Genomic DNA, 26,196 nt, shown 5'->3' on the forward strand with positions numbered 1-26,196 from the left:
CGTGTCCGATCTCTACATCCACCGTCTCGCCGCCCTCATCGACCAGGCTGCGAAAGCCAATGAAGAGGCCTTTGGCCAGGCCGCCAGCCGCTTTGCCGACTCCCTCGAGGGCGGCGGGCTGGTGCATCTCTATGGCTCCGGCCATTCGGTGCTGCCGGTGCAGGAAGTGTTTCCGCGCTATGGCAGCTATGTCGGTTTCAACCCGCTGACCGACCCGCGCGTGATGTGGCACAATGTGCTCGGCGCCGGCGGCGTGCGCGAGCTTTTGTGGCTGGAGCGAACTGAAAAATACGCCGAAAAATTCCTCGACCACCAGCCGCTCAACAAGGGCGATTCGATCATCATCTTCGGCCATAGCGGCCGCAACTCGTCGGGCATCGACACCGCGCTCTACGCCAGGAAGCGCGGCATCTTCGTCGTCGCTGTCACCAGCAAGAACAATCTGGACAAACCGGCGACGCACTCGTCCGGCAAGCGGCTGGCGGATGCCGCCGACCTCGTCATCGACACCTGCTCGCCGATCGAGGACGCCATCGTGCCGGTCGAGGGCTGGAGCCGGCCGGTGTCGGGCTCATCGACGGTGCTTGCCATGATCCTGGCGCATGAGCTGATCGCGCGCACGGCCGAGCAGCTCGCCAAGCGCGGCATCGAACTGCCGGTCTTCGCCTCGCCGACCATTGCCGGCGTGACGCTGCACGACACCGACGTCATCTACGGCGTCTACCGCGAGCGCATGCTGGAGGCGCAGCAGAAGCACCTGCCGACCTTCCAGGCGACGATGCGGGGAGAGTGAAAGCACGGAGGCCCGGCACATGGCCAGGCCTCCAATTTCTCTCGCTGGAATTTTCCGGATGTTCAACGCCGCTTCGGGCGGCTCGCGGGAGATTTGTTGCCGCGCGGGCCGCTCTGAACCGGCGTGTTGCCCTGGTTTTCCTCCGACAGCTTGCGCCAGCGGGCAAGGCGCTCAGGGTCGAGCGTACCCGCCTTCAACGCAGCCTGCACCGCGCAGCCCGGTTCGTGGACATGGGTGCAGTCGCGGAATTTGCACAGCGGTGCGAGCTCGGTGATTTCGGCAAACAGCGTGTCGATGCCGGAGGCGACGTCGCTGACATGCAGCGTGCGCATGCCCGGCGTGTCGATTACCCAGCCGCCACCGGCAATGGGGTGCAGCGACCGCGCCGTGGTGGTGTGGCGACCCTTGGCATCGTGTTCGCGGATGCCCGCCGTCTGTTGCGGCGATTGCTGCGCCGATCCGGCCAGCGTGTTGACCAGCGTCGATTTGCCGACCCCGGAGGAGCCGACCAGCGCCACCGTCTGCCCTGCGCCACACCAGGGAGCAAGCGCCGCTGCGGCATCGGCGACGCGCGGGTTCAGCATCACCACGGCCAGTCCACGCTGCAGGGCGGCGGCCTGGCTTTGGTAAGCCTCGGCATCGTCAGCGGTGTCGGCCTTGGTCAGCAGGATCACCGGCGTCGTTCCGGCCTCGTTGGCCAGCGCCAGATAGCGCTCGAGCCGGGCGATGTTGAAATCGGCATTGCAGGACGTCACGATAAACAGCGTGTCGACATTGGCCGCGGCCAGCTGCGGCACCCTGCCGCCCTGTGTGCGGCGCTCCAGCACCGTCTTGCGGGTCAGGCGGCGGCGCAGCAGATGCGTATGCGGCTCGACCAGCACCCAGTCGCCGACGGCATAGTCGCCGGTGTTGGCATTGGCCGGCAGCGTCAGATCCACTGGCCCTGCCCGGGACAGGCCGGCCAGGCGGTCGCGGTGCACCGAGGCGATGCGCGTCGGCACGAGGTCTGCCTCATCGGCTTCAAGCTGGTCGCCGAAGAAATCCGTCCAGCCCAGGCTTGCGAGGGAGGCCGTCACGGCTTTGACCAGGGGGACGGCGTCACAGACATCGGAGAGTATCCTTTGGCAAAATGGGCGCGGACCCTCGGGGCGGTTGTTCAAGCCGTGTATGGGCGGCATGGCGGCATTTGACAAGCCGAACCGCGCCGATGGCCGAGCCGTTTCGCGCACCACGTTGGAACGCATCGCGGCGGTGGTTCGCTGATGCGCTTACGCGTCGTTACTCTCAATGTCTGCAACACGGAAGGCGAACCGGAGCGCCTGGCGGCCATCAACCGGGAGCTGAGGCGGCTCGACCCCGATCTGTCGCTCTCCAGGACGTCGTCCAGACAGCCGATGTGAAATCCCTCGATACGCTGCCGATGGTCTTGATTTGCATGCCACGCATCAGGCCTCGTCGTCGACCTCGAAGTTGGCAGCGACGGCTGAGGATGGCAGGTCGAGAAGCCTGCCAAAAGGGGGAGGGGGATGGCCGGTACCGCAGGGGGCGGGGGGTTGGGATGGGGTTGCCTGAAGCACCGGCCAAAGCGGGACAAGTCCCACGCCCACAAGCTAGCAGAGCTTGGATCGGTTCATATGGTGTGATCGCGGAACTGGCGCAAAAGCGCTTTCACATCCCCGCGCAGGCGTCGGCAACGAGCCCGCAACCGGGGGTTTCCGGTCGGTTGGTGGATTGCGCAAGCGTCGGTTGAAGGCGCTGCGTGAGGCTGTCGTTTTTAGTGCGGTTCGAGTGCTATGCGCTCAGCGACAGGTGCTCAAGGCAGGGCAATCGCGTGGCGCCACCACATGCGATTGTCCTGCTTACGCCACCGGCAGCGTTCGCCCCGCAATCAGATCCGCAGCCTTCTCCGCAATCATGACCACGGCGGCGTTGGTGTTCGACGACACGATGCTTGGCATGACCGAGCTGTCGCAGACACGCAGGCCTTGCAGACCGCGCACGCGCAGCTCGGGATCGACGACGCTGTCGGCATCGCCGCCCATCCGGCAGGTGCCGACTGGGTGATAGGCGCTGCGGCCATGTTCTCGGGCGAAGGCTTCGAGTGCTGAGCGCCCCTGCATCGCCTTGCCGGGCAGATGCTCGCGGCTGATGTATCTGGCGAAGGCTGGCTGCGACAGGATTTCGCGGCTGATCTCGATGCCGTCGATGGCGCGTTCGAGATCATAGCGCTCGGCGAACGGGTTGGGGTCGATGATGGGCGCATCGCGCAGGTCCGCGGACTTGAGCGTGACGCTGCCGCGCGAACGCGGGCGCACATGGTAGGAGTTCAGCGTGCAGCCATTGCCGCCGGGAACCGAGCCGATGCCTTCCTCGACGCCGGCGCCGGGCAGGAAATGGAACTGGATGTCCGGCGTCTTCTCCGCGCGGTCGCCCCACCAGAAGCCGCCGGCCTCGACGATGTTGGAGGCCACCGGCCCCTTGCCGAACAGCGCATATTCAAGACCGGCGACCGCTTGCCAGCGCTTCTTCTTGTAACGGTCGATGCCGTGCGGTCCGTTGAGCTCGGCGACGACATCGACGTCCATGTGATCGTGCAGATTCTGGCCGACGTTTTTGGAATCGTGGACCACCTCGATGCCGTGATGGCCGAGATGCACGGCCGGGCCGATGCCGGACAGCATCAGCAATTTCGGCGAGCCGATGGCGCCGGCGGCGACGATGACTTCGCGCTCGGCGCGGAGCAGTTCGGTGCGGCCATTGACGATGATCTCGACACCGATGGCGCGGCCGTTCTCGACCACGATGCGGCTGACGGAGGCGTCGGTGCGTAGCGTCAGATTCTTGCGGCCGAGCGCCGGCTTCAGATAGGCGACCGCCGTGCTCGAGCGTTTCCCCCGACGCGTCGTCGTCTGGTAGAAGCCGGCGCCCGCCTGCTCACCGGCGTTGAAGTCGGCGCGGAAAGGAAGGCCCGCCTGCTGCGCCGCCTTGACGAAGATGCGGGTCAGCGGATGCGGCGCGCCGCTGGAGACGCCGAGCGGGCCGTCAATGCCATGCTGCGCATCGGCAAAAGTGTCGTTGCCCTCGGAGCGGACGAAGTAGGGCAGCACGTCGGCATAGCTCCAGCCGGCACAGCCGGCGTCAGCCGCCCAGCCGTCATAATCCTGCGGGCAACCGCGGGTGAACACCTGGGCGTTGATCGAGGAGCCCCCGCCCAGCACGCGGGCCTGCGGATAGACCATGGTGCGGCCGTCGATTTCCTTGCCGGGCGCGGTGTCATAGCCCCAGATCAGCGGCCCCGACGTCATCTTGAAGAAGCCGACCGGCAGATGGATGTAGCGATCGGTGTCGGGCGGACCGGCCTCGAGCAGCACGACGGACACGTCCGGGTCCTCGCTCAGCCGGGCGGCCAGAATGCAGCCAGCCGAACCGCCGCCGACAATGATGTAATCCGTCATTTCCACTCCCGGGTTCTCTTTGTTGGAGCATGATCTCCCGGACAAAACGGTTTCCCGATTTGTCCGAGAAAACCGGTTCCCACTTCTAGGGATCATGCTCCGGCGGGCGATGAAAATCACCGCCCTCCTCTTGCGCGCGACGATCTCAAGTCGCTTGTGCCGCGTCAAGAGAAAGGGTATGGTTATCGTGTTGAAGGGTTGTCGTACAAGTGGAGGAGCTCGACGATCCTCACCAGGAGGTCCCGGCCGCGCTCCCTGCGCAAGATGCCGGGCGGAACAGAATTCAATCGGGAGGTTTCGAGGTATGAACGACACGAAGAATTTTGCGGTCAACCGGCGCACGCTGATGATGGGCGCCACCGCCGGCGTGGCGGCACTCGCCATGCCGAGCGTGCTGCGCGCGCAGGACAAGCCGACTCTGGTGACGTCGATCCGCTCGCTGTCCAACCCCTATCACGCGGTGTGGAAGACCGGCGCCGAAGCGTATGCCAAATGGGCCGGGCTGGAACACGTCACGCTGGTTTCGGAAGGCAACAGCGAGAAGGGCATTGCCGACATCAAGGCGATGCTGGCCAAGACCGGCGGCAACATGGTGCTGAATTCCGATCCCAACGACACGCCCGATGCGCGCCCGATCGTCGAGGCCTGCGCCAAGGCCGGCGCCTATGTGGTGACGCAGTGGAACAAGCCTGGGGATCTGCACCCGAAGGATTTCAACCCGAACTATGTCTCGCATATCGAGTTCGACGGCATCGACAGCGGCAAGACCATCGCCGAGATCCTGTTCAAGACCATTGGCGGCAAGGGCGGCATCGTCGCACTCGGCGGCCTGATCTCGACCACGGCGGCGATCGAACGCAAGAAGGGCCTCGATGCGGCGCTCGCCGCCAACCCGGACATCAAGCTGCTCGACTTTCAGGTCGCCAACTGGAAGTCGACCGAAGCCTTCGACCTGATGGGCAATCTGCTCACCCGCTTCGGCGACGACATCAAGGGCATCTGGGCGGCCAATGACGATATGGGCTCCGGCGCACTGGAAGCGCTGCGTGCCGAAAATCTCGCCGGCAAGGTGCCGATCGTCGGCGTCGACGGCATCAAGACGGCGGTCGATGCGGTGCGCACCGGCGAGTTCGCCTGCACGGTCACTTCGGATCCGTTCTGGCAGGGCGGCATGGGTCTAGCCATCGGCTACAACGCCAAGATCGGCAAGTTCGACCCGACCAAGGAGCCCCCGGAGCACCGCGAGTTCTACGGCAAGGCGGTGCTGATCTCGCACGACAATGTCGAGGAATATTACAAGACCAATGTCGATGCGAAGCCCGAGATCGACTGGAACGATCTGTGGGGCCGGGTCACCGGAGCAATCCGCACCTGATCCATCGGAGTGGGCTGCAACTCCCTGGCGGCCCGCTTCCTCCCGCAGCCGTCGCGATCCCCTTGTCGCGACGGCTGTCACCAGCAGACGGGAAGCGGTTTCTTGACAATCCATACAGAACCCCTGAAGTCCGTTTCGGACATCGAGCGGACGACGCCCATGACACCGTTCCCCGGCCGCATCGCGACATTCCTGGGCGGCAGGCGCTGGCGCAGCCTGGCGCCGCTGGCGGTGCTGATTGTACTCTGCGTACTCATCGCCATTGCCAATCCCAATTTCATCGAGCTGCGCAATCTGGTGCGGCTTGCGAATTCCGCCGCCGTGCCGCTGACGCTGGCCATGGGGCTGACCTTCATCATCCTGATGGGCAGCATCGACCTCGCAGTCGAAGGCACGCTTTCGGTGGCGGCGATGGTGCTTGTGCTGCTCGCCGCCAATGACGGCAACGGCAACGACTATGGCTGGTGGGCGGTGCTCGCTGCCATCGCCGCCGGCACCGCCATGGGCTTCGTCAGCGGTCTCGTCCAGACCATGCTGCGCATCCCGTCCTTCATGGGCACGCTCGGCATGTGGTTCATCGGCCTCGGCCTGTCGGTCTATATGCTGGGCGGCACGGCCATCAAGCTGAACGACGCCTCGATCCGCGACCTGGCCTTGCACCGTTTCCTCGGCCTGCCGGTGGCGGTCTGGGTCGCGTTCGGCGCCTTCCTGCTCGCCACTGTCATCCAGTATCACACCAAGCTCGGCCGCCACATATTGGCGATCGGCGGCGACGAGGATGTCGCCAAGCTCTCCGGCGTCAATGTCGTGCGCGTGCGCATCACCGCTTTTGCGCTGGCAGGGTTCTTCTTCGGCATTGCCGGCGTGCTGGCCGCGGCACAGCTCGGCCAGTCGCACGCCGTCATCGGCGACGGCAGGCTGTTTGCAGCGGTCACCGCAGTGGTCGTCGGCGGCACCGCTTTGACCGGCGGCGAGGGCGGCGTCGTCAACACGCTGATCGGTGTGCTGATCGTCACCGTGCTTGCCAATGGCATGATCCTGCTCGGCATCTCGCCCTACATCCAGCAGACGGTGCAGGGTCTGATGATCATCGCCGCGGTGGCGCTGTCGCTCGACCGTGTCCGCCTGAAAATCGTCAAGTGAACGCCATGCTGCAGGCGTCCAACATCATCAAGAATTTCCCCGGCGTCCAGGCGCTGCGCGACGTCTCCATCGAGGTGCGGCCCAATGAAGTTGTCGGGCTGATCGGCGAGAACGGCGCCGGCAAGTCGACGCTGATGCGGGTGCTGGCCGGCGGCTACCGGCCGGATGGCGGCTCGCTCACGCTGGATGGCGAACAGCTGCGCATGCGCAACGCCCGTGATGCGGCCAGGCATGGCATCGGCATGGTGTTCCAGGAGCAGTCGCTGGTGCTGAACCTGACGGTTGCCGAAAACATCTATCTCGGCGAAGAGGACCGCTTCACCCGCTTCGGCCTCGTCAATTGGCGCGCCATGAACGCGGCGGCGCGGCGGCAACTGGCCAAGATCGGCATCGACATCGACGTCACCGCGCGCACCTCCGAACTCACCTTCGCCGCGCGCCAGATGGTCGAGCTCGCCAAGGCGCTGACCCTGGAAGAAGTGGTCGAGCGGCAGTTGCTCATCCTGCTCGACGAGCCGACCTCGGTGCTCAACGCCGCCGACATCGAGGTGCTGTTCGCGCGGGTGCGCTCGCTTAAATCCCGCGCCAGTTTTGTGTTCGTCTCGCACCGGCTCGACGAGGTGCTCAATATTTCCGATCGCGTCTACACGATGAAGGACGGCGCCGTCGTTGCCGAACATCGTGCAGCCGAAGTCACCGCGCCGGAGCTGCACGAGATCATGGTCGGGCGCGGCCTGCAGGCCGAATATTTCCGCGAGGCCCGCCAGCTGGCGCCGCGCGATATCGTGATGGTCGAGGCCAAGGGGCTTGGCGCCAACGGTTTCTATCACGGCGTCGATCTCTCGATCCGGGCGGGCGAGATCGTCGGCATTGCCGGCGTCGTCGGCTCCGGCCGCGAGGAGGTGACGCGCACCGTTGGCGGCTTCGTCCAGCATGATGCGGGCGAGATGAAAATCGCCGGCGATGTCGTGCGCTTCTCCTCGCCGGAACCGGCGGTGCGCAAGGGCATCGGCTATGTCCCGCGCGAGCGCCGGCTCGAAGGGCTGGTGATGTTCCTGTCGATCGCGGAGAACATTTCGCTGGCCGATCTCTCCAGCGTCATGCGCCATGGCGCCATCGACTATGGCAAGGAGCGCCGGCTTGCCGCCGACTGGATCAAGCGGCTGCGCATCAAGGCGCCCGGCCCCGATGCCGCCTGCCGCAAACTCAGCGGCGGCAACCAGCAGAAGGTGGTGCTGGCGCGCTGGATGACGGCGGGCTCGCGCATCCTGGTGCTCGACCATCCCACACGCGGGCTCGATGTCGGCGCCAAGGAAGAGGTCTACGAGCTGGTGCGCGATCTCTCCGCGCAAGGCGTGGCGATTCTTTTGATTTCCGACACGCTGGAGGAAACGATCGGCCTGTCGCACCAGGTGCTGGTGATGCGCGATGGCGAGATCACCGCGCGCTTCGATGCCAGCCCGGGCAACAAGCCGAACCAGGTCGATCTTCTCAGGGCAATGGTGTGAGCCGATGAATGAAGCGTTCTCCATCAGGCGGGTTTTCGAGGGCAAGTGGACGCAAGGCGCCATTCCGCTGGTGCTGCTGGTCGGCCTGCTTTTGATCATCGAGATCGCCGCGCCCGGCTTCCTGACCGGCGAGACCGTGGCGCTTTTGTTTGCCAACACTGCCGTGCTGTTCATCCTGGCGACCGGCGTCACCTTCGCCATCCTGCTTGGCGGCATCGATTTGTCGATCCAGGCGGTGGCATCGCTGGCCAGCGTCATCCTGGCGCAATTGCTGCCTTCGCTCGGCCTTGCCGCCTTTCCGGTGGCGATCCTGTCGGGGCTTGCCTTCGGCATCCTGAGCGGCGTCGTCCACGTCAAGCTGCGCGTGCCGTCCTTCGTCGCGACACTCGCAACCGGCGGCGTCGTCACCGGCTTGGCGCTATGGGTCTCCAATGGCCGCGCCATCACCATCGAGGAGGCTGGTCGCGAAAACACCGCCTGGATCAACGCCACTGTCGCCGGCATTCCCGTGGTGGTGCTGATTTCGGCGGTGATCGGCATCGCCGCCTTTCTGGCGCTGCGCTACACACGCTTCGGCCGCCAGGCGATTGCGGTCGGCGCCGGCGAGCCGGCGGCGTGGGCGGCGGGCATCAATGTCGACCGCACCAAGATCATCGCCTTTGCCGCGTCGGGTATGCTCGCGGCCATCGCCGGCGTCGTGCTGGCGGCCAGGCTGTCGAGCGGCTCGCCGGTGCTGGCCAACCAGCTGCTGCTGCCGGCCATCGCCGCCGTCATTGTCGGCGGCACGGCGATCACCGGCGGGCTCGGCGGCGTTGCCCGCACGGCGGTCGGCGCGCTGATCATCTCGATCGTGCGCATCGGCATGACCTTTGTCGGCGTCAACATTTTCCTGGAAAATATGGTGTTCGGCGCGGTGCTGATCGCTGCCGTCGCCATTACCATCGACCGCAGCAAGATCGCGGTCATCAAGTGATCCCGCCTCCCAGGCAAGCGCGGACAGGACGGGACCGCATCGGCGCGAGGCCGATGCGGTCCGGCCCGATCGGATCACATTGTGTCGAGGCCGATCAGCTCGATCTTGTAGCCGTCGGGGTCTTCGACGAAAGCGATGTGGGTGGTGCCGTGCTGCATCGGGCCGGGCTTGCGCGGGATCTTGGCGCCGCGCTTTTCCAGTTCGGCGCAGACGGCGTAGATGTCGTTGACGCCGAGCGCCAGATGGCCGAAGCCGGTGCCGATCTCGTAGGGTTCCTCGCGGCCCCAGTTCAGCGTCAGCTCGACGACGGCTTCCTTGTCCTCGGGGCCATAGCCGACAAAGGCGTTGGTGAACTTGCCGCCGGGGTAGTCGTCGCGGCGCAGCAGGGTCATGCCGAGCACCTCGGTGTAGAAGGCGATCGACTTGTCGAGGTCGAGCACCCTGATCATGGTGTGCATATAGCGAAAGCCCGGGGCGTCGCTCATTGGGGAAGTCCTCCGAATTCTGTGATTTGCGAGTCTGATCATCCACATCGAACGCTTGGCGGCAAGATGGCCTCGCTTGATGTTCTCAATCAGGGTTGTATGATAACACGACAACGCCGGTATTTGTCCAACCGTTTTGCCGAGGGGCCCAGAGCCAATCCATGAATGCCGTGCCGCCACCCTCCGGATCGCAGATCGCAGCCCTGGCCGGCCTGCTGCCGAATGGCGGGCTGCTGACCGAGGAAGAGGATCTGGCGCGCTACAGCCGCGATTGGTCGGGCGATCATTTCGGCCGGCCGCTGGCCGTGGCGCGGCCCTCTTCGGTGGAGGAAATGTCGGCGCTGATGCGGTTCTGCCATGCCGAGCGCATTCCGGTCGTGCCGCAAGGCGGGTTGACCGGGCTCGTCGGCGCCGCAGTGGCGGCGGATGGCGGCGAGATCGTCATCTCGCTGGAGCGCATGAACCGTATCCGTTCGATCAGCCCGATCGACTTTGCCATGGTGGTCGAGGCTGGCTGCATCCTCGAGGATGCCAAGCGCGAGGCTGAAGCGAGCGACTGCCTGCTGCCGATCACCTTCGGCGCGCAGGGCAGCTGCCGCATCGGCGGCAATGTCGCCACCAATGCCGGCGGCTTCAACGTGCTGCGCTACGGCATGACGCGGGACCTGGTGCTTGGCCTCGAAGTGGTGCTGGCCGACGGCCGCATCTGGAACGGGCTGAAAGTGCTGCGCAAGGACAATCGCGGCTATGATCTGAAGCAGATCTTCATCGGCTCGGAGGGCACGCTGGGCATCGTCACCGCGGCGGCGCTGAAACTATTCCCCAAGCCGACGCAGATCGAAACCGCGCTGGTCGGCTTGCGCACCGTCGAGGACGCGATGGCACTCTATGCAAGGGCGCGGCGCGATTGCAGCGATTTGCTCACCGCCTTCGAGCTGATCCTGCGCGGCGGCATCGAGATCACCATGCGCGAGGGCAAGGATTTTCTCGATCCGCTCAGCCAGCCCTATCCCGTCTACGTGCTGATCGAGGTGTCGTCGGGCGGGCTGATCGACCTCTCCAATATGCTTCTGGATTTTCTCGGCAGCGTCGAGGACATCGTCGAGGACGGCGTCATCGCTTCGACCAGGGCGCAGGGCGAGCGGCTGTGGCTTTATCGCGAGATCATGGTCGAGCGGCAGGGCAGGGGAGGCCGCTACCTGCGCACCGATGTGTCGGTGCCGATCTCCAGGCTTGCCGATTTCGTCACCGATGCGCTGGCCGCCTTGGAGAAAGCCCGGCCCGACGCCCTGGCTGTCACCTACGGCCATGTCGGCGACGGCAACATCCACCTCAACGTCGTGCCGCCGGAAGGCATGGGCACCGAGGCGATGGAACATCTGTTCGAGCAGGCGGAAGCCGAGATCTTCACTGTCGTCGACCGCTATGGCGGCTCGATCAGCGCCGAGCACGGCATTGGCCGGGTCAAGCAGAAGGCATTCCTCGACCGCATCGATCCGGTGACGCTCGACCTCGCCGCCGGCATCAAGGACGCATTCGACCCGCGCCACATTCTCAGCAACGGCCGCATTCTGGCGCCGGCACCCGCCGTCGACTATAGGTGAGCGATGACGCTGAAACTCGACAAGGTCAATCGCGGCCCACACCTCTCCACTCTGGTGGCCAGTTCCATCTCGCGCGAGATCGCGCAAGGGCGGCTGAAGCCGGGTGACCAGCTGCCGACCGAGGCGGCGCTGGCAACCACTTTCGGGGTCAGCCGCAACGTGGTGCGCGAGGCGATCGCGCGGCTGCGCTCGGAAGGCCGAATCTGGTCGCAGCAGGGGCGCGGCGCCTTCGTGGTCGAGAGCAACAACCCGACGGTGCTGACCATCGACCATGAGACGCTGCAGCGCGCCGACTCGTTTCGCAATCTGTTCGAACTGCGTGGCATCCTCGAAGTGCAGGCGGCGGCCCTTGCCGCAAAACGGCGCAGCGACGCCGATCTCAAAGCCATGGGCGATGCGCTGTCCGGCATGCGCGCCGCCCCCTATGGCAGCGTCGCCTGGCTGCGCAGCGACCTCGAATTCCACCGCACCGTCGCCGAGGCGACGCGCAATTCCTACATGGGCCAATTCCTGGTCTTCGTGTCCGAGCGGGTGCGCGAAAGCATTCTCGCCGCCGGCAACCAGCAAAAGTCGGACGACATGGCCCGCATCACGCTCGGCGAACATGAGCGCATCCTGAGAGCGATCCGTGCCGGCGACGCCGAAGGGGCGCAAGCCGCGATGCGCGACCATCTGGCGGGCGCGGCGCTGCGGGTGGGGTTGCATGAGGGGGAAGCTGCGGAGATAGCGCCGGGGCCTGAGGCAGCGTCTCCGGTACGGCATTCGCGGTTGCGGAAGGCTGTGCGCGGGCAGGCTTAGGGATAGCCTTGCCTTGTCCGCGCGCTGGGCCAATCGCCTATGGCGGCGCTGACCCCCACTCCGTCTCGGCTTCGCCGAGCCACCTTGCCGGGGCGAGCCACGGGTCTCTCGGACCCCCCATTTCATGGGGGATGAGGAAATGCCAATCTCCGAGATCGCAGCCCTTCAAAAGCTTTGGTTTCCTCTCCCCCACGAATGTGGGGGTAGAGGTGGCTCGGCGAAGCCGAGACGGAGTGGGGGAGCGCCATATCAGATTTCACACGGTCGTCGGCTCAACCAGCTCAGGGCCGGAGATAGGCCGCCACCCCACCGCGCTATTTCAGCGGCAGAAACAGCTCAAGCACCACTTCGCGCACCGGTCCGTTCGACGAAAAGTGCCGCTGGCAATAGATCGGAAAGTCGCGCGCCTCCTCGCCGCTGGCCGGAAGCCATTCGCGGTAGAGGTAGAGCGCTGCGGGCTCGAGATTGTTGGTGTTGCCGGGATAGCGCAGCACCGCGCAGCGTCCGCCGGGGATCACGCCGGCCTTCATCTGCGCGGCCTCGATCGGCCCGCCTTCTACCGGCAGGTCGGTTCCGGCACAAATATCCATGCTGTAATCGGCCGGGTTCGCCGGCTCCCTTTCGGAACGGAAGATGTTGAAGGTCGGGCTTGTCTCGGGCGAGAGCCCGGCCGCCTTGCGCCAGGCGATGAAGCGCTGGATGGTGTCCTGGAGCGTCGCCCGGTCGCCGCGATGCTCCATGATCGCCACCGGCGTCGGCGGCACATCGCGGATCATCACGTCGGCGGGTTCGAAGATTATCTGCATGAGCGTGGTCCTTGCTTTGTCGAGCGGCCCGAAGGCCATGAGCCACGCCCCCCAGTCGGGAGACTTCCGGAACGACGAAGGCGATTGTCCGAACCGTTGCCGAAAGGCGCGGGCGAAGGCATCCGGTGCGTCGTAACCGGCATCCATCGCTATGTCGGTGACGCTTTGGGCGTCGCTCTCGGCAAGCCGGTACGAAGCGCGCTTCAGGCGGGCGAGCTGGACATAGCGATGCACGGACAAGCCGAAGGTTGACGTGAACTGCCGGTGGAAATGGTATTTCGAGAACGCCGCGACGCCGCTCAACGCTTCCAGGCCCAGATCGCCGTCCAGATGCTGGTCGATGTGGTCCAGCACCCGCTGCATCCGGGCATGGTAGTTTTCAAGTGCCGTCTTCATCGTCTCGTCCTGCGTGGCGACACCAGATAGGCGCTCTTGGAGATGTCGCGCTCGACCGATCTTGCGGTTTGGCATGGATGGAGGGGTGCGGCCAGCGGTGGCGAGAGGCGCGCCCGATCTGCCGAGGGGGCCGGCGCCGCCGGTGCCATGAAGGAGTCGGTGTACGGTCTCATTGAGCCGTTTCGTCGGAATCCTTGGCCGGTTTTCCACCGATCAGGCCCGTTATCCCCAGAAAGCCTTGAAACGAATCGGTTTTTCGGCCGGGACTCTTGTCACCGAGTCATGAAATCAGGATCAATTGACATTCCAGCGCGATGGAGGGGTGAGTCGGCCCGCAAAAGCGCTCACACCCCGCCCCACCGGGCGTCGCTGGATGGCGCACCCCTGCTACGGGTGCCTTCTTCCCCGAGCCATCCGGGGAAGTCGTATCAAAGCGGAAGAATCCGCTCAGCCACTATGAATATGCGCAAACGCATAATTTTCCAGCGCCAAATAGGCGTTTTCGCATTTTTCCACTTCCATTGAGAAAACTAGCCTGCTGGCGCGTCAGACTATCGCATCTCACGCATGGGCGCCTCCGCCAGCGACACCCCGTTCAACTCGCGGCAAAAACCGAAAACGCCAGCACAATTTCTCCGCTAGTCGCCGGCATGCTCTCACGGCAGAGTGTGGCCATTTGCAATCTCTACAATCTCACCACGTCTCAAGAGCCATCCGCCAGTGGACGCGGACGTTCGGGACATTCTGGGCAACCTTGAGCCATCAGTTGATATCCCAACATGCCTGGGCCCGTGGTCCGCAGTGCCTCGGACGGGCAGCGCGAGATGGCGAAGTTGCTCTGGGGTATGCCGACGCCGGCCGAGCGGGTGAAGGGCAAGGCGGACTATGGCACCACCAACATCCGCAACCCGCAATATGGCCATTGGCAGCAGTATGTCGGTGTCGAGAACCGCTGCGTGGTGCCGGTTACGACCTTCGCAGAACCCAGCCCAACGCCCGGCGACAAAGACCCCGAGACAGGCGTCCAGCGGAACTATTGGTTCGCGCTCAATGAGGAGCGCCCGCTGTTCTTCTTCGCTGGCCTCTGGACGGCGTGGCATGGGGTGCGAAAGGTCAAGGACGGCCCCAGCGACTTCGAGCTCTACGGATTCATGACCACCGAGCCCAATGCTCTCATCAAGCCGATCCACGAAAAGGCGATGCCGGTGATCCTGAGGACGCAAGAGGAGACGGAGACGTGGCTGACCGCGCCATGGTCCGAGGCCAAGCGGCTGCAGCGCACTGCGCCGGACGATGCCCTTGTGATTGTCGAGAAGCCTGCCACGCAGATCAAGTTTCCCACTCAAGCGCCGCCGGCGCCGGCTCAAGGTTCGCTGTTTTAGGCCTAAGCGGGATCAGGACCGAAAGCCAAATTGGCGCAGGGTGTCGTCCGAACAGGGTTTCACCGCGTCAACCGAATCTGCGATGGTGTTCGTCCCTGTAAAGTGGCGTGCCTTCGCGCCGTCACACATGAAATTGGTGCCGCCCGGTAAGGCGCAAATGGCATCGCTCTTTCGCACCATAATCAAGCCGCCACTCTCCTTTCCCCGCCAGACTAGGCATCCCGGGAAGCGTCTCGACAGTTCGTACGGTAGGTTAGGGCGGACGGTCTGGAGAGAGTCGACATCGCAGATCGTGAGCATGTCAGCGCCGTTGGTAAGCGGTGTGTTGGGGTCTGCGAACATCTTGCGGAGGTCAACCATCCTGCCTTGTGAGCAGGCGCGGGTGGCATTGAAGTCTATTTTGACTTCCTGCGATGGCGGGAAAAAGAAGTTGCGTCCCAGTTCTTTAAGGTAGTTTCCAAACTCCCCCAGGGGGCCGCCTGCAATCCCGAGGACGATAGCCGCCAAGATCCCTGTCCCTGCAATCCACGTAATCCACGAGCGAGGCTTCTTCGATGAATCAGCCATGTGGAGCGATCATAAAGACGAATTGGACCTCGCCTACCATGTACGAAAGCCGCAACCAGCCAGTCTCCTTCCCAACGCGGCAGGCAAAGGCGCCATCGACAATCTCGGTGCGCTCCTCTTTGTTTTCTGAGGGTTTAAGGAACCCATCGATACAGGTTGCCGTCAGTTTGTCGAAGCTCTTGATGACAGCGGGGAGTTCTGCTTTCGCTTTGGCAACTTCGCTTTGGTCCGCGTCTGGCGTTGTCGAGCTCGCCGCCAAATTCTGAAGGACGGCCACTAAGCTTTCCGGATCGCCGGCCCGAATAAATTCCCTGATGATGGCGTCGTGCTTCAGATCGCCCTCTAGTGCCTGCACTGTAATTTGGCACCACTGTCGTTGCACATCTACAGTAGACCAGCAGGCGGTGGCATTGTTCACCACGGCTCCATGTTCTTGGACGGGACCACGTTCGAGATCACAGGTGCATTTCTCTCGGGACGCATCTTCCCCGTGGGCCGACAAAGTCCAGCCCGCTAGAGCCAACGCGAAAGCGGCAGCCACAATAGCTTTCAACATTGAGCCCCTTCCTCAAAATCATCCTGAAGTAATCACGCTGTGTCCAAAAACACAAAGCGAAAGTAGAACGGCCTTGGGGTCCATCACGTCTCGTCACGCCAAATCACTCTGCGCACCATTCGGATTTCAACAAGCCGTCTCACGCGTATTTTCATGCTCTCCGACGCGCTGGGCAGCAGGATGTCGACGTCAAGCTCGCGGCGTTTGCACCGCTCGCAACGCATGTGCCGGTCAACGTCCCAAAACGGAATGTCTCCAACCAGCTTGGCAAGGTCGCCAGGCAGATAGTGGCGCGTGATGTTGCAGTTGAAGCAGCGGACACGGATCAGCTGCCCAACCTCATGTGCTTTGCTCAGGGTCTGCACAAGGCGGCGGGGTTTTCTGGGCTGCTCGGGCATATTAGAAAATAGGAATGAGTTCCTCGCCGAGTCAATTCGTCCTTGACATTTATGTTCTCTTTTTGTTCACTGTGACCATGCATCGCTTGGAGTAATCGCTATGGACCGCATCGTGACACTAAACAGTCGGCAGGAAGCCGCTCTCCAAGCTCACGCCGAAGATTTCATCGCCGTCCACAAGGGCGATGTGATGAAGGCACTGAAGGAAATGATCGTGCTCAATGGGCATCTTCAGGAACGGCTTGATGCGCTTACCGCACCACGTCGCGCGGCACGATAGGAGGACGGCAATGGGTATGATGCACTTTGACGAGGAAGCGAAAGCCGAGTTGCACTCAGAAGCCGTGAAGTTGATTGCCCGCTATGACAGCCCGCTTGAGACCGTAAAGGCGCTGATGGCCTATAACTGCGAGCTTGAGACCCAGATACTCGCCATAGCCCACCGGCATCCGGGGATCGTTTCAATCGGCTACGATCCTACTCCGCCTGTGCTGGGGTGACCGCTTGTGATTGGCGGCGATAATCGAGCCGCTCTTCACTCCGCCGGCTCCACCAGCGACACCCCATTCAACCCCGCCACAATATCCGACAGCGCCGGCACGAACTTCTCGCCGTGGCCTGTCGTGACGGCAGTGGCAAAGCCATTGCGCACCGCCGCGCCGATGGGATTGGCGATGCCGGCTGCTTGCGCGAAGGAGGCGAGGTAGGTCATGTCCTTCAGCGCGTTGGCGATGGCGAAGCGCTGGGCGTTTTCGTTGCGGTTGAGGACGAAATCGAAGAAGGCCTGGTAGAAGCCGCAATCCATGCGGCTGCCGGAGATGACGCTGTTGAAGACCTGCGGCGTTAGCCCGGCTTTGGTGCCGAGGCTCAGCGCTTCCGAGTAGATCGCGGAATAGCCCATCGAGACGAAATTGTTGAGCAGCTTCATGGTGTGGCCGCTGCCGGTCGGGCCGGTGTGGACGATTCGCGCGGCGAAGGCTTCGAGCACCGGTCGCGCGCGGGCGACGATTTCGGCCGGGCCGCCGACCATGACGTCGAGCTTGCCCTCGGTGGCTTCCTTGGGCGTGCGCGCCAGCGGCGAGTCGATCAGCGTTATGTCTTGCTGGGCGAGGTCGGCGGCAAGCGCTGTCGTCGATGACGGGTTGGAGGTCGAGCAGTCGATGATCAGCAGCGGCGTCTTGGCCGCAGCAAGCCCGTCCGCGCCCTTGACCAGCGCTTCGACCTCGCGCGAACCGGTGACGCACAGGATCACGATGTCGCAGGCGGCGGCGAGTTCGCGCGGGCTTGGCGCTTCGGTGGCGCCGGCGGCGATCAGCCGGTCTGCGGCGGTGCGGCTGCGGTGGACATGGACCGTCAGCGGCCAGCCCTTGCGCAACAGATTGTCGGCCATGCAGGCGCCCATGCTGCCCAGGCCGATGAAGCCGATGCGTTCTTTCATGCAATCCTCCCATGGCTCGTGCCAGCGGGCCGAACTTTCGTCACCTTGCGGCGGGCACCCGTCGATGCAATTCTTTGAATAAGATTCGGCCTTCGAACAAGAATCGAACCGGAGTGCCACCGATGGCGGAGCCCATGACTTTCGACGCCATACCGCAGGCGCCCAACCTGAGGACGGGTCTGGTCAACACGCTGATTGCGCAGATCGAATCCGGTGACCTTGCGCCGGGGCAGCGGCTGCCGACCGAGCAGGAGATTGTTGCTGCCACAGGCGTCAGCCGCACCGTGGTGCGCGAGGCGCTGGCGGCGCTGCGCGCGCGCGGGCTGATTACCACGCGCCAGGGGCTCGGCGCCTTCGTCGCCAAGGATCCGCCGCCGAAGACGTTTTCCGTGCTGCCCGACGATCTCGAATCGATCGACGAGGTGCTGCGCGTGCTCGAACTGCGCATGGGCATCGAGGTGGAGGCGACCGGCCTCGCTGCCCAACGGCGCAGCGAGGCGGCGCTTCAACAGATGAGCGCTCGGCTCGACGCGCTGGAGGCGGCGGTGCGTGCCGGCGGCTCCGGCTCGGAAGAGGATTTCGGCTTCCACCGCGCCATTCTCGCCGCGACGCAGAACCCGAATTTCACCCGGCTGTTCGACACGTTCGGCAGCGCCATGGTCCCGCGCCATTGGACGCGGCTCGACCGGATGACGGAGGCCGAGCGGGAAAAATATCTCGACCGCATGCAGCGCGAGCACCGCGCCATTCTCGGGGCCATCGAAGCCAGGGACGTCAACGCCGCGCGCCGCGCCATGCGCAGCCATCTGACCAAAAGTTATGCCAGGTTCGAGGATCTGCGCGACAAAGCTGTTCACGATTAGGGAGCCAACCACGGTTGACGGACTGCTCATCCGGCGACCCGCCGAGATAGAGTTCGCGCATCAGCGACATGTTCCTCCCGGCTCCCACTGTTGCAGTCTTACCCCGTTGTCATACAACCCTGTAATCTGGTAAATCCTAGGAAGAGGGATGTCAATCGCGTTGCCATGCGGTATGAGGCTCCCGAAATCAGAACCGTCATCCCAAAGCCGCAAGTCAGGAAGCAAAATGCAGTCACGGAAATTTGGCCGTACCGGCAGATCAGTCAGCGAGATCGGCTTCGGCGCCTGGGCGATCGGCGCCGCCTGGGGCGAGGTCAATGACGACGATGCGGTCGCCGCCCTGCATGCCGCGCTCGATGCCGGCGTCAGCTTCCTCGACACCGCCGACGTCTATGGCGACGGCCGTTCGGAAAAGCTGATCGCACGGGTGATGAAGGAACGCGGTGGCGCGCGCCCGTTCATCGCCACCAAGGCCGGACGACGGCTGCCGAAGCAGACGGTCGAGGGCTACAGCGTCGAGAACCTCACCGGCTGGATCGACCGCAGCCTGAAATACCTCGAGACCGACACGCTCGACCTGGTGCAGCTGCATTGCCCGCCGACCGATCTCTACTATCATCCGGAGGTGTTCGAGCGTCTCGACAAGCTCACCGAGCAGGGCAAGATCCGCAATTACGGCGTCAGCGTCGAGCGCGTCGAAGAGGCGCTGAAGGCGATGCAATATCCCGGTGTCGTCAGCGTGCAAATCATCTTCAACCCCTTTCGCCAGCGCCCGGCCGAGCTGTTCTTCGACCAGGCGAAGAAGAACGATGTCGCCGTCATCGCCCGCGTACCGCTGGCCAGCGGCCTGCTGTCCGGCAAGTTCAGGGCGGACACCAAGTTCGAGACCACCGACCATCGCCTGTTCAACAGGAATGGCGAAGCCTTCGATGTCGGCGAGACGTTTTCGGGCGTGCCCTATGAGGTCGGGCTGGCGGCGGTCGAGAAGGTGCGGCCGCTGGTGTCAGGCGACACCACCATGGCGAAATTCGCTCTGCGCTGGATCCTGATGTTCGACGCTGTGACGGTTGTCATTCCCGGCGCCCGCAATCCGGCGCAGGCGGTTTCCAATGCGGAAGCGGCGGAGCTTGCGCCGTTTTCCTCCGAGTTGATGGCCAAGGTGAAGGCGGTCTATGATGAGAACATCAAGCCCTACGTGCATCAGCGCTGGTAACCAGCGCCTGCCGGCCTCGACCGGCTGACTGACAAGAGGTCGGCCGGGCGCAAATTGCGCTCGTCGTTACAAGCTGTGCAGCGGATCCTGTGATCCACCGGGTCATTTAATCGGTCGCGCCGCTTGTTATTGTGCAGTGCAGCAACGATATTGCTGCGTGTGCGTTGTGTGCACGAGTCTGCCCATTCCGGCGCGCAAGGATAGCGATTTGCGAGACATATCCGATACGATCGCCCGGCTGAGCGCGATGCGCGGCCGGCCAGCCGGTGCAGGGCTGAGCAAGGACGACCACCTGTCCGAGATGACAGGGTTCGGGTCCAATCCCGGCGCCTTGCGCGCGCGGTTTTATCTCCCTGAAAACCTGCCGAAGGAGGCAGCGCTGGTCGTGGTGCTGCATGGCTGTACCCAGACTGCCGCCGCGTACGATCATGGCTCCGGCTGGACCGAACTTGCCGACGAGCAGGGTTTTGCCGTGCTTTTCCCCGAGCAGCAGCGCGCCAACAACGCCAATCTTTGCTTCAACTGGTTCGTGCCGGGCGATATAAGCCGCGACAGCGGCGAGGCGCTGTCCATCCGCCAGATGATCGAGGCGGCGGTGGTCACCCACGGTCTCGACCGCAAGCGGATCTTCGTCACCGGTCTTTCCGCCGGCGGCGCCATGGCGGCGGTGATGCTGGCGACCTACCCGGACGTGTTTGCCGGCGGCGCGATCATTGCCGGGCTTGCCTATGGCAGCGCCTCGACCATCCCCGAAGCCTTCGACCGCATGCGTGGCCATGGCGGCCCGTCCAGAACCGACCTGCAGCGTCTTTTGCGGGAGGCCTCGCCGCACAAGGGGCCGTGGCCGAGGATTTCGGTCTGGCAGGGCTCGGCCGATACGACCGTGGTGCCTTCCAATGCCGACGCGGTGCTGGCGCAATGGCAGGGCGTGCACGGCCTCGCTCAAGCGCCGACACGCACGGAAAAGGTCGACGGTCAGAGCCGAAAAGTCTGGTCCGACGGCAAAGGCCGCGACGTGGTCGAGGCATACAGCATTGCCGGCATGGGCCATGGCACACCATTGCAGGCGAGCGGCGACAATGCTCTCGGCAAAGCAGGGCCGTTCATGTTGGATGTCGGGATTTCCTCGACGCGCCACATCGCCCGTTTCTGGGGGCTGACGAAGCCAGAGGTACGACGCACGGCGAAAGCCGAGGCCGCTTCAGGCACTGCATTGCAGCCTTTCTCGCCGAAGGAAAAACCGCGAGCTGTCCGTGTCGATCCGGCCCCGGAGCCTGTCAATCCGCCAGGCGGTCCGGCGGGCGGGATTACCAAGGTCATCGAGGACGCGCTGCGGGCAGCGGGATTGATGCGCTGAGGCGGAGGCTCGCCCCGCACGAAGGACAAGGGCAAGCACCAGCATCATTATCGCAGCAGGCCTTCGTCCTCGAACGCATCCCAGCCCTTCAGTCCGGGCGGCGGGCCCTCCGTGTCCCGGGCGTTCCTCGCAGTGCGCGCTTGGCCGGTGCCCTTTCCCGCGCGCGTCAACGCGGCCTTGCCCGCGCCGCGCCGCCTATTCTCGGCGACTTCCTGGACATCCTGCTCTCTCCACACGGTTGCCAGATCGCGGTCCAGGACGTCCTCGATGTGGCGCGGGTCGAAAACGTGGAAGGTGACAGGCTTTGATCGCCCACGCATCTTGACGGTGCGTGTGCCGGTGCTTTGCAGCCGACCGTCCTTGAGCCATTTGTGGCGCTCGCGCGAAGAGATCGTAAGGATATCCTCGACCTCGCGTGGAAGCACAGGCAGCGCCTCCACTCCCTCCAGTGTTTTGGAGATACTGGCAGAGGCGGCCTTGAACGCTTCCGCTTCGGATCTCGACATTCGCAATGCGATGCGCCCCGTCTCGGCCTTGACGTGCTTCCTGACTGCCCATGGCAGGCGGGCTCTGACTTCACGTTCGATCCCCTTGGAGCGCACGGCGGACCCGAGTGTCGCTGACGGCGACAACGGCCATTCGGCAATCAGTTGCGGGGACGGGCACATGCTTTCCTGGGCTGGTTTCGTTGGTTCGATGCTAACACGGCAAGAGCCGGTCAAGCCAAGGCAACAGCGAAAAGGGGCAGGTCCGAATAGAACCCGCCCCTTATGGCCGAATCTGAACGTCGCTTGCAGTGCGCCGACAGCACCTTCGGCCCCGCCGCCGTACGGCGACGGGGCTCGATGATCAGAGTGGGCTGGCGTTGCGCGTTCTGTCGCGCTCGGCCTCGATGTCGGTGTAGGGGTCGGCATTGGCATCGAAGCCGGTCCAGCCACCGGCTTCATAGGCGCGTCGGCGGTCTTGCAGATCGACCGAGTTGGACTCGCCAAGAATACGCTCGGCCTCGTCGGCGAGTTCGTCACTGACCCTGGCGGTCACCATCGTGCCACCGCGGCGAACGCCCTCCGCATAGACATGCGCATCCCTTTCGGGGACGCCTGACTCGGTCAGCGCCCCGACGATGCCGCCGGCAGCGCCCCCGACGACCGCGCCGCCAACGGCGCCGACCGCGGTGGCGGCCAGCCATCCTGCGGCCACGACCGGACCGACGCCCGGAATGGCCATGATGCCGAGCCCTGTCAGAAGCCCGCCGGCGCCGCCAATGACGGCTCCGAGACCGGCGCCGCCGGCTGCATCCTCGGCGGCGTTGGAGGTGTCGCCATCGTCGTACCAGTCGTCCGAATTGTTGGCGACGATGCTGATGTCGGCCTGCGGCACGCCGATTGCCTCCAGTTCGCCGACGGCATCGGAGGCATCATCGTAGTTGTCGAAAAGTCCGGTTACGGTTTTCATGGTCTTGATCTCCTCGATCTGGTTCAGAGGTTCAGTTGGCGCCGGCAACGACGTTGCCCTGATAATCGAGCGCCACGGTCGTGGTCTTGCCATCCTTGGTGGCCTGACCGCGCCAGATGCCCTGGTCGTCTTTGGTCAGCTTGGACACGCCGGAGAAGCCGGCATCCTGAATGCGGCTCTTCGCCTGATCCTCGGTGAAGCTGTTGGCACCCGGGATCGGGGCGGCCGGATTGGTGGTGTCGGTCGTGCTCACGGCCGGGGTGGTGGAGCTGGTGGTCGACGATGCATTGTCGGCGGAAGCGATCTTCTCGACCATTTCCTGATGCATTTTGAGCGTCGGCAAGGTCTCGGAGGCGAAGGTCTTCAACTGCGCGTTGTCGCCGTCCTTGGCGTAGCTCTCGAACAGCGTGACCGCCTCCGAATGCGCATCGCGCTGCATCTGGACATAGGGCTTGTCGACGGCATCGTTGGCATTCTGCAGAGCCTCCAGATCGGCCTTGTGCTTGGCGTCCAGCTCCGTCGGCACTTTCAGCTTCTGTTCGCCGGCGATGGTCGCAAGCTTGGCGTTGGCGGCGCCGTGATCGTCGATCATCTTCTTGGCGAAATCCTTGACGCCTTGATCCTGGGCCTTGCCTTCTGCGATCTTGCTGGAGTCCACTTCGAACAGGCCGCCGATGGCAGCCTTGTCGACAAAGTCCTGAGCACTGTCGGCGGCGAAGGCGGGCAGGGCGAAGACCATGGCTGTGGCGGTGGCCAGCGAAGCTAGAAGAACACGTGTTTTCATGGACAGAAATCCTCGTTGGGGCACACATCGTGCTGTGAGCCTAACCAGTGCGGCCAAGCTTTGTTCCGCCGCCCAAGCGTTATAACAGGGAGGGTCGATGCCGCGATGATGGTCCCTCATCCTCGGCTTCTGCGCCTTTGCAATGTCGACGCGTGGCGCGGACGGCGACCTGCTCGATGGGCGCCTTGCAAGTCCATCGCAAAGGGAAACGAGGCCTTCGCCGCCCGCAATGAATAGCGCCCGCGGTGGCCTATCGAGGTTCAGCGATCGTTGCGTTCGAGGCGGCGCGCAACCTCTGTCTGGGCGACCTGCAGCAGCGTATCTATTTCGAACATCGCCGCCGCATGGCCGCCGTCGCGGATGACACGGCGGGCGCGGTGGAGCAGGTCGGAGACCGTCCGCAGCGTTTCAGCATGGCTCGACCGATTCGACAAATGCGTGCCCTCCATCAACCACAACCGTTGGATCGGGAGAGTGTTCCCAAAGTTGGCGGCCGGCCGGGCGAATGACTGTGAGCGCAGGCAGCGGAACCATCCTTGTCCGTTGGCCGTTCCCCCTGCCTCAACGAAAGGAACAGCCATGGCCGACAACGACACCCCGAAGGACACCGCGAAGGACACCCCCAAGGACACCCCGAAGATGTCCGCCCGAGAGGCCCAGGAGGCCCTGGAGAAGCAGGTCGCATCGCTGAAGCGCGAGATCAGCAAGATCAACCGGACGCTTGCCGACCGCGCAGAAGATGCCGTCGGCGAAGCCGGCGGCTGGTACGGCAGCGCGACCGAGCGCGCGGCACGGGCAACGCAGCAGCTGAGATCGCAGGCGCAGACGGTGTCCGAAGCCGTCCAGCAAAATCCCGGCACCATCAGCAGCGCTTTCGTGCTTGGCGGCATTGCCGGGTTGTTGATCGGCATGCTGCTCGGGCAAAGCCAGGAACGCGACCGAAGCTGGTTCTAGTGGCGTATCTTATGACTATTGCGCCCGCCGGCTTTGCTGGCGGGCTTTGTATGGACGCCAGATCACTGTGGCTTTGAGTGAAAAACTCCCCGCTCGGGTAAACGGGATTTGTGGTCGGCGCCGCCCGCGCGGCGCCCCCCGCGCGGCGCCCTCGACAGGTGAGTTGAGTTTCCCTGCCGCGGTCGTATGTTGTTGACCGCAGTGGAGGATCACAAATGCCCATTCGACGCAAAGCCACCGAGGCCGGCGTTTTGCAGCCATCCGAACTCGAGCTGTTGGGCCGTGTATTCGAGCAGCTTAAGCGCGACGGTCAGTCGCCCGAAGCACGCGACGCCATCGCATCCCGGATTATCGCGAACTATATGGCCGGCGTGGTCGACGAAGCCGAGCTCGTCAGTCTTTCGAGGCAACCGCTGGGCCGGTAGTGCGCTTTCCATTCCGGGTTCAGAAGAGTTTCAGGTCGTCAAATCAGAGGGATAAGGCAATGCCGGCTGACCCACCGATAGAGCGACGGTCACATATCCGTGATCTTGTTCTGAAGGAAGCGACAATCCGCGTTGGCGACGCCAGTATCAATTGTCTGGTTTGCAACCAGCACGCTCACGGTGCGGAGCTGCGGGTGAAGGCCGATATCGCAATCCCCGACCGTTTCGTCCTTCACGTGCCTGTCGATCATACCAGCTATCGCGCCGTGGTGCGGTGGAGACGGAACGAGCGACTTGGGGTGCAGCTTGATTCGGGAAGGCAGGCGTAGAGGGCGATAGCCGGGACGGATGCAGGGTTGATGGGACAAGGCAGAGCTCGTTTGCGGCACGAACGCTTCCTTCCATGCTGCTTGCGATTTGCAATCAGTTGCTATAGTGTCTGACTGCTTGCAAATTACAAGCGGTTAATCCGTGAACCGACCATGTGAAGGCGCTGCTTTTGGGCAAACTTATCTTGGGAATGAACGTTTCCATCGATGGCTATGTCGATGACCTTGCCGGAAATCTGGTCATGGGCGCACCAAGCCAGAAGCACTTCGAGTACTGGATCGAGACGATTCGCAACCATGCCGGCGCTGTGTATGGCCGCCGGATGTACGAGGTCATGCGCTATTGGGACGATGATCACGCGGAATGGGATGCTTCGCTTCGCCAGTTCGCGACACTCTGGCGCAAGCTGCCCAAATGGGTCGTTTCGCGCACACTTTCACGGGTCGGCCCGAACGCCACCCTCATCTCCGGCGATATTGAAGCGCAGATTCGCGAGATCGCGGCCCGCACGGAGGGTATCCTGAGCGTTTCCGGTCCGGAACTGGCCGGTCTTATGACCGGGCTGGGCCTGATTGAGGAATATCACCTGCACGTGAGGCCGTTCGTGCTCGGCAAGGGCAAGCCTTTCTTCCACGAGGCAAGGCCTCCGCTGCAACTGGTGTCGAGCACATTGATCGATGACGATACGGTTCATATGATCTATGTGCCGCGAGGCTGAACGATAAGGCGCTTCAGCGCCAACATGCGAACCAACACGTACGTTCGCAGTGGGTCTGGTCCCTGCCTTCGCACCGAGGTCTCACATGTCAGCTTGCGTGCTGGGTACCCAAGCAGCAGAGGGTCTGCTGTCGGCCGAAAATCTGCCGGTCAGCAATGCGCCCCATGCCGGTCAAAGAGGCCTTGCCGCCGTTCCTCGCCCGAAGCGCCGCTTCGGTTGGTCCTTCAGTGACCTGGCGGCCCAAGGGCGTCGTCCTCCACCGCCCGACCTCGTCCGCAACTCATCGTTGCCGCCAGCGGCTCTGCTCCTGGCCTTCCCGCGATGACCGAGCGGGTAGTGAAACATCATGGTCAAGCCTGAAAAGCAAGGTCCAACCTAGCCGCCTTTCCAGGCCTGCGTCATCATCGTCCAGCAGTTCAG

General features: G+C 63.7%; 28 protein-coding genes and 1 pseudogene. 18 read left to right on the forward strand and 11 right to left on the reverse strand.

What is annotated here, in order from left to right; all coding sequences use genetic code 11:
• The first annotated feature begins 1 nt into the window (after nucleotide 1).
• A complete protein-coding gene (locus NKJ75_RS00890; RefSeq protein ID WP_023700933.1) occupies nucleotides 2-793 on the forward strand; it encodes a sugar isomerase domain-containing protein in 792 nt (263 codons plus the stop codon).
• A gap of 62 nt (nucleotides 794-855) precedes the next feature.
• Here NKJ75_RS00890 and rsgA read toward each other — a convergent pair whose 3' ends face one another.
• Nucleotides 856-1,869: a ribosome small subunit-dependent GTPase A gene (gene rsgA, locus NKJ75_RS00895; RefSeq protein WP_245274118.1), complete on the reverse strand. Its 1,014-nt coding sequence runs from the start codon at nucleotides 1,867-1,869 to the stop codon at nucleotides 856-858.
• Between the two features lie 186 nt (nucleotides 1,870-2,055).
• Between rsgA and NKJ75_RS00900 the strand changes: the two genes are divergently transcribed.
• Nucleotides 2,056-2,193, forward strand: a complete 138-nt coding sequence (locus NKJ75_RS00900; protein ID WP_023691904.1) for an endonuclease/exonuclease/phosphatase family protein — start codon at nucleotides 2,056-2,058, stop codon at nucleotides 2,191-2,193.
• A gap of 459 nt (nucleotides 2,194-2,652) precedes the next feature.
• On the opposite strand, the gene NKJ75_RS00905 is transcribed toward NKJ75_RS00900, so the two are convergent.
• Nucleotides 2,653-4,248, reverse strand: coding sequence for a GMC family oxidoreductase (locus NKJ75_RS00905; protein WP_023740876.1), 1,596 nt, complete (start codon nucleotides 4,246-4,248; stop codon nucleotides 2,653-2,655).
• Between the two features lie 304 nt (nucleotides 4,249-4,552).
• Here NKJ75_RS00905 and NKJ75_RS00910 point away from each other — a divergent pair, with 304 nt between their 5' ends.
• The 4 genes from NKJ75_RS00910 (at nucleotide 4,553) to NKJ75_RS00925 (ending at nucleotide 9,247) form a co-directional block, all read left to right on the forward strand.
• On the forward strand, nucleotides 4,553-5,623 hold the full coding sequence (locus NKJ75_RS00910) for a sugar ABC transporter substrate-binding protein (RefSeq protein WP_023683136.1): 1,071 nt from the start codon (nucleotides 4,553-4,555) through the stop codon (nucleotides 5,621-5,623).
• A gap of 102 nt (nucleotides 5,624-5,725) precedes the next feature.
• Entirely contained in the window at nucleotides 5,726-6,766 is a 1,041-nt protein-coding gene (locus NKJ75_RS00915; protein ID WP_245262508.1) for an ABC transporter permease, read from the forward strand.
• Nucleotides 6,767-6,771: 5 nt separating this feature from the next.
• The gene (locus NKJ75_RS00920; protein ID WP_023740877.1) at nucleotides 6,772-8,274 is read left to right on the forward strand and encodes a sugar ABC transporter ATP-binding protein; all 1,503 of its coding nucleotides are present in this window, start codon (nucleotides 6,772-6,774) and stop codon (nucleotides 8,272-8,274) included.
• A gap of 4 nt (nucleotides 8,275-8,278) precedes the next feature.
• Nucleotides 8,279-9,247, forward strand: a complete 969-nt coding sequence (locus NKJ75_RS00925; protein ID WP_352498329.1) for an ABC transporter permease — start codon at nucleotides 8,279-8,281, stop codon at nucleotides 9,245-9,247.
• A 74-nt stretch (nucleotides 9,248-9,321) separates the two neighbouring features.
• On the opposite strand, the gene gloA is transcribed toward NKJ75_RS00925, so the two are convergent.
• Nucleotides 9,322-9,732: a lactoylglutathione lyase gene (gene gloA, locus NKJ75_RS00930; RefSeq protein WP_019856614.1), complete on the reverse strand. Its 411-nt coding sequence runs from the start codon at nucleotides 9,730-9,732 to the stop codon at nucleotides 9,322-9,324.
• A 161-nt stretch (nucleotides 9,733-9,893) separates the two neighbouring features.
• On the opposite strand from gloA, the gene NKJ75_RS00935 reads away from it, so the two are divergent.
• Both NKJ75_RS00935 and NKJ75_RS00940 read left to right on the forward strand, forming a co-directional pair.
• A complete protein-coding gene (locus tag NKJ75_RS00935) occupies nucleotides 9,894-11,336 on the forward strand; it encodes an FAD-binding oxidoreductase (protein WP_352499044.1) in 1,443 nt (480 codons plus the stop codon).
• A 3-nt stretch (nucleotides 11,337-11,339) separates the two neighbouring features.
• Complete coding sequence (locus tag NKJ75_RS00940) at nucleotides 11,340-12,134, forward strand: FadR/GntR family transcriptional regulator (RefSeq protein WP_023671079.1); 795 nt, start codon at nucleotides 11,340-11,342, stop codon at nucleotides 12,132-12,134.
• Nucleotides 12,135-12,448: 314 nt separating this feature from the next.
• On the opposite strand, the gene NKJ75_RS00945 is transcribed toward NKJ75_RS00940, so the two are convergent.
• Complete coding sequence (locus NKJ75_RS00945; RefSeq protein WP_352498331.1) at nucleotides 12,449-13,336, reverse strand: AraC family transcriptional regulator; 888 nt, start codon at nucleotides 13,334-13,336, stop codon at nucleotides 12,449-12,451.
• Between the two features lie 674 nt (nucleotides 13,337-14,010).
• Between NKJ75_RS00945 and NKJ75_RS00950 the strand changes: the two are divergent.
• Nucleotides 14,011-14,718, forward strand: a pseudogene (locus NKJ75_RS00950) (SOS response-associated peptidase).
• 12 nt (nucleotides 14,719-14,730) lie between these two features.
• Here the strand turns inward: NKJ75_RS00950 and NKJ75_RS00955 are convergent.
• Nucleotides 14,731-15,225, reverse strand: a complete 495-nt coding sequence (locus NKJ75_RS00955) for a hypothetical protein (RefSeq protein ID WP_155923739.1) — start codon at nucleotides 15,223-15,225, stop codon at nucleotides 14,731-14,733.
• 52 nt (nucleotides 15,226-15,277) lie between these two features.
• On the reverse strand, nucleotides 15,278-15,841 hold the full coding sequence (locus NKJ75_RS00960; protein ID WP_023828277.1) for a hypothetical protein: 564 nt from the start codon (nucleotides 15,839-15,841) through the stop codon (nucleotides 15,278-15,280).
• A gap of 498 nt (nucleotides 15,842-16,339) precedes the next feature.
• Here NKJ75_RS00960 and NKJ75_RS00965 point away from each other — a divergent pair, with 498 nt between their 5' ends.
• Together NKJ75_RS00965 and NKJ75_RS00970 are read left to right on the forward strand one after the other, a co-directional pair.
• Entirely contained in the window at nucleotides 16,340-16,519 is a 180-nt protein-coding gene (locus NKJ75_RS00965) for a hypothetical protein (RefSeq protein ID WP_027042769.1), read from the forward strand.
• Between the two features lie 10 nt (nucleotides 16,520-16,529).
• A complete protein-coding gene (locus tag NKJ75_RS00970) occupies nucleotides 16,530-16,739 on the forward strand; it encodes a hypothetical protein (protein ID WP_023828275.1) in 210 nt (69 codons plus the stop codon).
• A 35-nt stretch (nucleotides 16,740-16,774) separates the two neighbouring features.
• On the opposite strand, the gene NKJ75_RS00975 is transcribed toward NKJ75_RS00970, so the two are convergent.
• Nucleotides 16,775-17,797: an NAD(P)-dependent oxidoreductase gene (locus tag NKJ75_RS00975; protein WP_352499045.1), complete on the reverse strand. Its 1,023-nt coding sequence runs from the start codon at nucleotides 17,795-17,797 to the stop codon at nucleotides 16,775-16,777.
• Nucleotides 17,798-17,799: 2 nt separating this feature from the next.
• Between NKJ75_RS00975 and NKJ75_RS00980 the strand changes: the two genes are divergently transcribed.
• The 3 genes from NKJ75_RS00980 (at nucleotide 17,800) to NKJ75_RS00990 (ending at nucleotide 21,110) form a co-directional block, all read left to right on the forward strand.
• A complete protein-coding gene (locus NKJ75_RS00980; protein WP_023828273.1) occupies nucleotides 17,800-18,540 on the forward strand; it encodes a FadR/GntR family transcriptional regulator in 741 nt (246 codons plus the stop codon).
• A gap of 226 nt (nucleotides 18,541-18,766) precedes the next feature.
• Nucleotides 18,767-19,753 carry an aldo/keto reductase gene (locus tag NKJ75_RS00985; protein ID WP_023686498.1) on the forward strand — a complete coding sequence of 329 codons (987 nt, stop codon included), beginning with the start codon at nucleotides 18,767-18,769 and terminating at the stop codon, nucleotides 19,751-19,753.
• A 208-nt stretch (nucleotides 19,754-19,961) separates the two neighbouring features.
• Complete coding sequence (locus NKJ75_RS00990) at nucleotides 19,962-21,110, forward strand: extracellular catalytic domain type 1 short-chain-length polyhydroxyalkanoate depolymerase (protein WP_352499046.1); 1,149 nt, start codon at nucleotides 19,962-19,964, stop codon at nucleotides 21,108-21,110.
• 47 nt (nucleotides 21,111-21,157) lie between these two features.
• Here the strand turns inward: NKJ75_RS00990 and NKJ75_RS00995 are convergent, their stop codons facing one another.
• The 4 genes from NKJ75_RS00995 to NKJ75_RS01010 form a co-directional block, all read right to left on the reverse strand.
• Nucleotides 21,158-21,778 carry a hypothetical protein gene (locus tag NKJ75_RS00995; protein WP_352499047.1) on the reverse strand — a complete coding sequence of 207 codons (621 nt, stop codon included), beginning with the start codon at nucleotides 21,776-21,778 and terminating at the stop codon, nucleotides 21,158-21,160.
• Between the two features lie 181 nt (nucleotides 21,779-21,959).
• Complete coding sequence (locus tag NKJ75_RS01000; protein WP_023704148.1) at nucleotides 21,960-22,565, reverse strand: general stress protein; 606 nt, start codon at nucleotides 22,563-22,565, stop codon at nucleotides 21,960-21,962.
• Nucleotides 22,566-22,596: 31 nt separating this feature from the next.
• Entirely contained in the window at nucleotides 22,597-23,349 is a 753-nt protein-coding gene (locus NKJ75_RS01005; RefSeq protein WP_023704147.1) for a DUF4142 domain-containing protein, read from the reverse strand.
• A 260-nt stretch (nucleotides 23,350-23,609) separates the two neighbouring features.
• Nucleotides 23,610-23,783: a hypothetical protein gene (locus NKJ75_RS01010; protein WP_155923304.1), complete on the reverse strand. Its 174-nt coding sequence runs from the start codon at nucleotides 23,781-23,783 to the stop codon at nucleotides 23,610-23,612.
• A 145-nt stretch (nucleotides 23,784-23,928) separates the two neighbouring features.
• Between NKJ75_RS01010 and NKJ75_RS01015 the strand changes: the two genes are divergently transcribed.
• The 4 genes from NKJ75_RS01015 (at nucleotide 23,929) to NKJ75_RS01030 (ending at nucleotide 25,776) form a co-directional block, all read left to right on the forward strand.
• A complete protein-coding gene (locus tag NKJ75_RS01015; RefSeq protein WP_023833641.1) occupies nucleotides 23,929-24,303 on the forward strand; it encodes a hypothetical protein in 375 nt (124 codons plus the stop codon).
• 215 nt (nucleotides 24,304-24,518) lie between these two features.
• Nucleotides 24,519-24,728, forward strand: a complete 210-nt coding sequence (locus tag NKJ75_RS01020) for a hypothetical protein (protein WP_023671091.1) — start codon at nucleotides 24,519-24,521, stop codon at nucleotides 24,726-24,728.
• Between the two features lie 59 nt (nucleotides 24,729-24,787).
• Nucleotides 24,788-25,057 (forward strand): PilZ domain-containing protein, encoded by a 270-nt coding sequence (locus NKJ75_RS01025; RefSeq protein ID WP_023726509.1) that lies wholly within the window; start codon nucleotides 24,788-24,790, stop codon nucleotides 25,055-25,057.
• Nucleotides 25,058-25,227: 170 nt separating this feature from the next.
• Nucleotides 25,228-25,776, forward strand: a complete 549-nt coding sequence (locus NKJ75_RS01030) for a dihydrofolate reductase family protein (RefSeq protein WP_023744134.1) — start codon at nucleotides 25,228-25,230, stop codon at nucleotides 25,774-25,776.
• Nucleotides 25,777-26,196 lie beyond the last annotated feature (420 nt).

This window comes from Mesorhizobium sp. M0058 (assembly GCF_040323095.1).
Lineage (GTDB): Bacteria > Pseudomonadota > Alphaproteobacteria > Rhizobiales > Rhizobiaceae > Mesorhizobium.

Coding starts and splice junctions, on each gene's coding strand:
- NKJ75_RS01005 (WP_023704147.1), bottom strand. CDS start 23,349: ATGAAAACACGTGTTCTTCTAGCTTCGCTGGCCACCGCCACAGCCATG.
- NKJ75_RS00970 (WP_023828275.1), top strand. CDS start 16,530: ATGGGTATGATGCACTTTGACGAGGAAGCGAAAGCCGAGTTGCACTCA.
- NKJ75_RS01015 (WP_023833641.1), top strand. CDS start 23,929: ATGGCCGACAACGACACCCCGAAGGACACCGCGAAGGACACCCCCAAG.
- NKJ75_RS00925 (WP_352498329.1), top strand. CDS start 8,279: ATGAATGAAGCGTTCTCCATCAGGCGGGTTTTCGAGGGCAAGTGGACG.
- NKJ75_RS01025 (WP_023726509.1), top strand. CDS start 24,788: ATGCCGGCTGACCCACCGATAGAGCGACGGTCACATATCCGTGATCTT.
- NKJ75_RS00960 (WP_023828277.1), bottom strand. CDS start 15,841: ATGTTGAAAGCTATTGTGGCTGCCGCTTTCGCGTTGGCTCTAGCGGGC.
- NKJ75_RS00995 (WP_352499047.1), bottom strand. CDS start 21,778: ATGTGCCCGTCCCCGCAACTGATTGCCGAATGGCCGTTGTCGCCGTCA.
- gloA (WP_019856614.1), bottom strand. CDS start 9,732: ATGAGCGACGCCCCGGGCTTTCGCTATATGCACACCATGATCAGGGTG.
- NKJ75_RS00900 (WP_023691904.1), top strand. CDS start 2,056: ATGCGCTTACGCGTCGTTACTCTCAATGTCTGCAACACGGAAGGCGAA.
- NKJ75_RS00905 (WP_023740876.1), bottom strand. CDS start 4,248: ATGACGGATTACATCATTGTCGGCGGCGGTTCGGCTGGCTGCATTCTG.
- NKJ75_RS01000 (WP_023704148.1), bottom strand. CDS start 22,565: ATGAAAACCGTAACCGGACTTTTCGACAACTACGATGATGCCTCCGAT.
- NKJ75_RS00965 (WP_027042769.1), top strand. CDS start 16,340: ATGGACCGCATCGTGACACTAAACAGTCGGCAGGAAGCCGCTCTCCAA.
- NKJ75_RS00980 (WP_023828273.1), top strand. CDS start 17,800: ATGGCGGAGCCCATGACTTTCGACGCCATACCGCAGGCGCCCAACCTG.
- NKJ75_RS00945 (WP_352498331.1), bottom strand. CDS start 13,336: ATGAAGACGGCACTTGAAAACTACCATGCCCGGATGCAGCGGGTGCTG.
- NKJ75_RS00985 (WP_023686498.1), top strand. CDS start 18,767: ATGCAGTCACGGAAATTTGGCCGTACCGGCAGATCAGTCAGCGAGATC.
- NKJ75_RS00920 (WP_023740877.1), top strand. CDS start 6,772: ATGCTGCAGGCGTCCAACATCATCAAGAATTTCCCCGGCGTCCAGGCG.
- NKJ75_RS01020 (WP_023671091.1), top strand. CDS start 24,519: ATGCCCATTCGACGCAAAGCCACCGAGGCCGGCGTTTTGCAGCCATCC.
- NKJ75_RS00940 (WP_023671079.1), top strand. CDS start 11,340: ATGACGCTGAAACTCGACAAGGTCAATCGCGGCCCACACCTCTCCACT.
- NKJ75_RS00935 (WP_352499044.1), top strand. CDS start 9,894: ATGAATGCCGTGCCGCCACCCTCCGGATCGCAGATCGCAGCCCTGGCC.
- NKJ75_RS00910 (WP_023683136.1), top strand. CDS start 4,553: ATGAACGACACGAAGAATTTTGCGGTCAACCGGCGCACGCTGATGATG.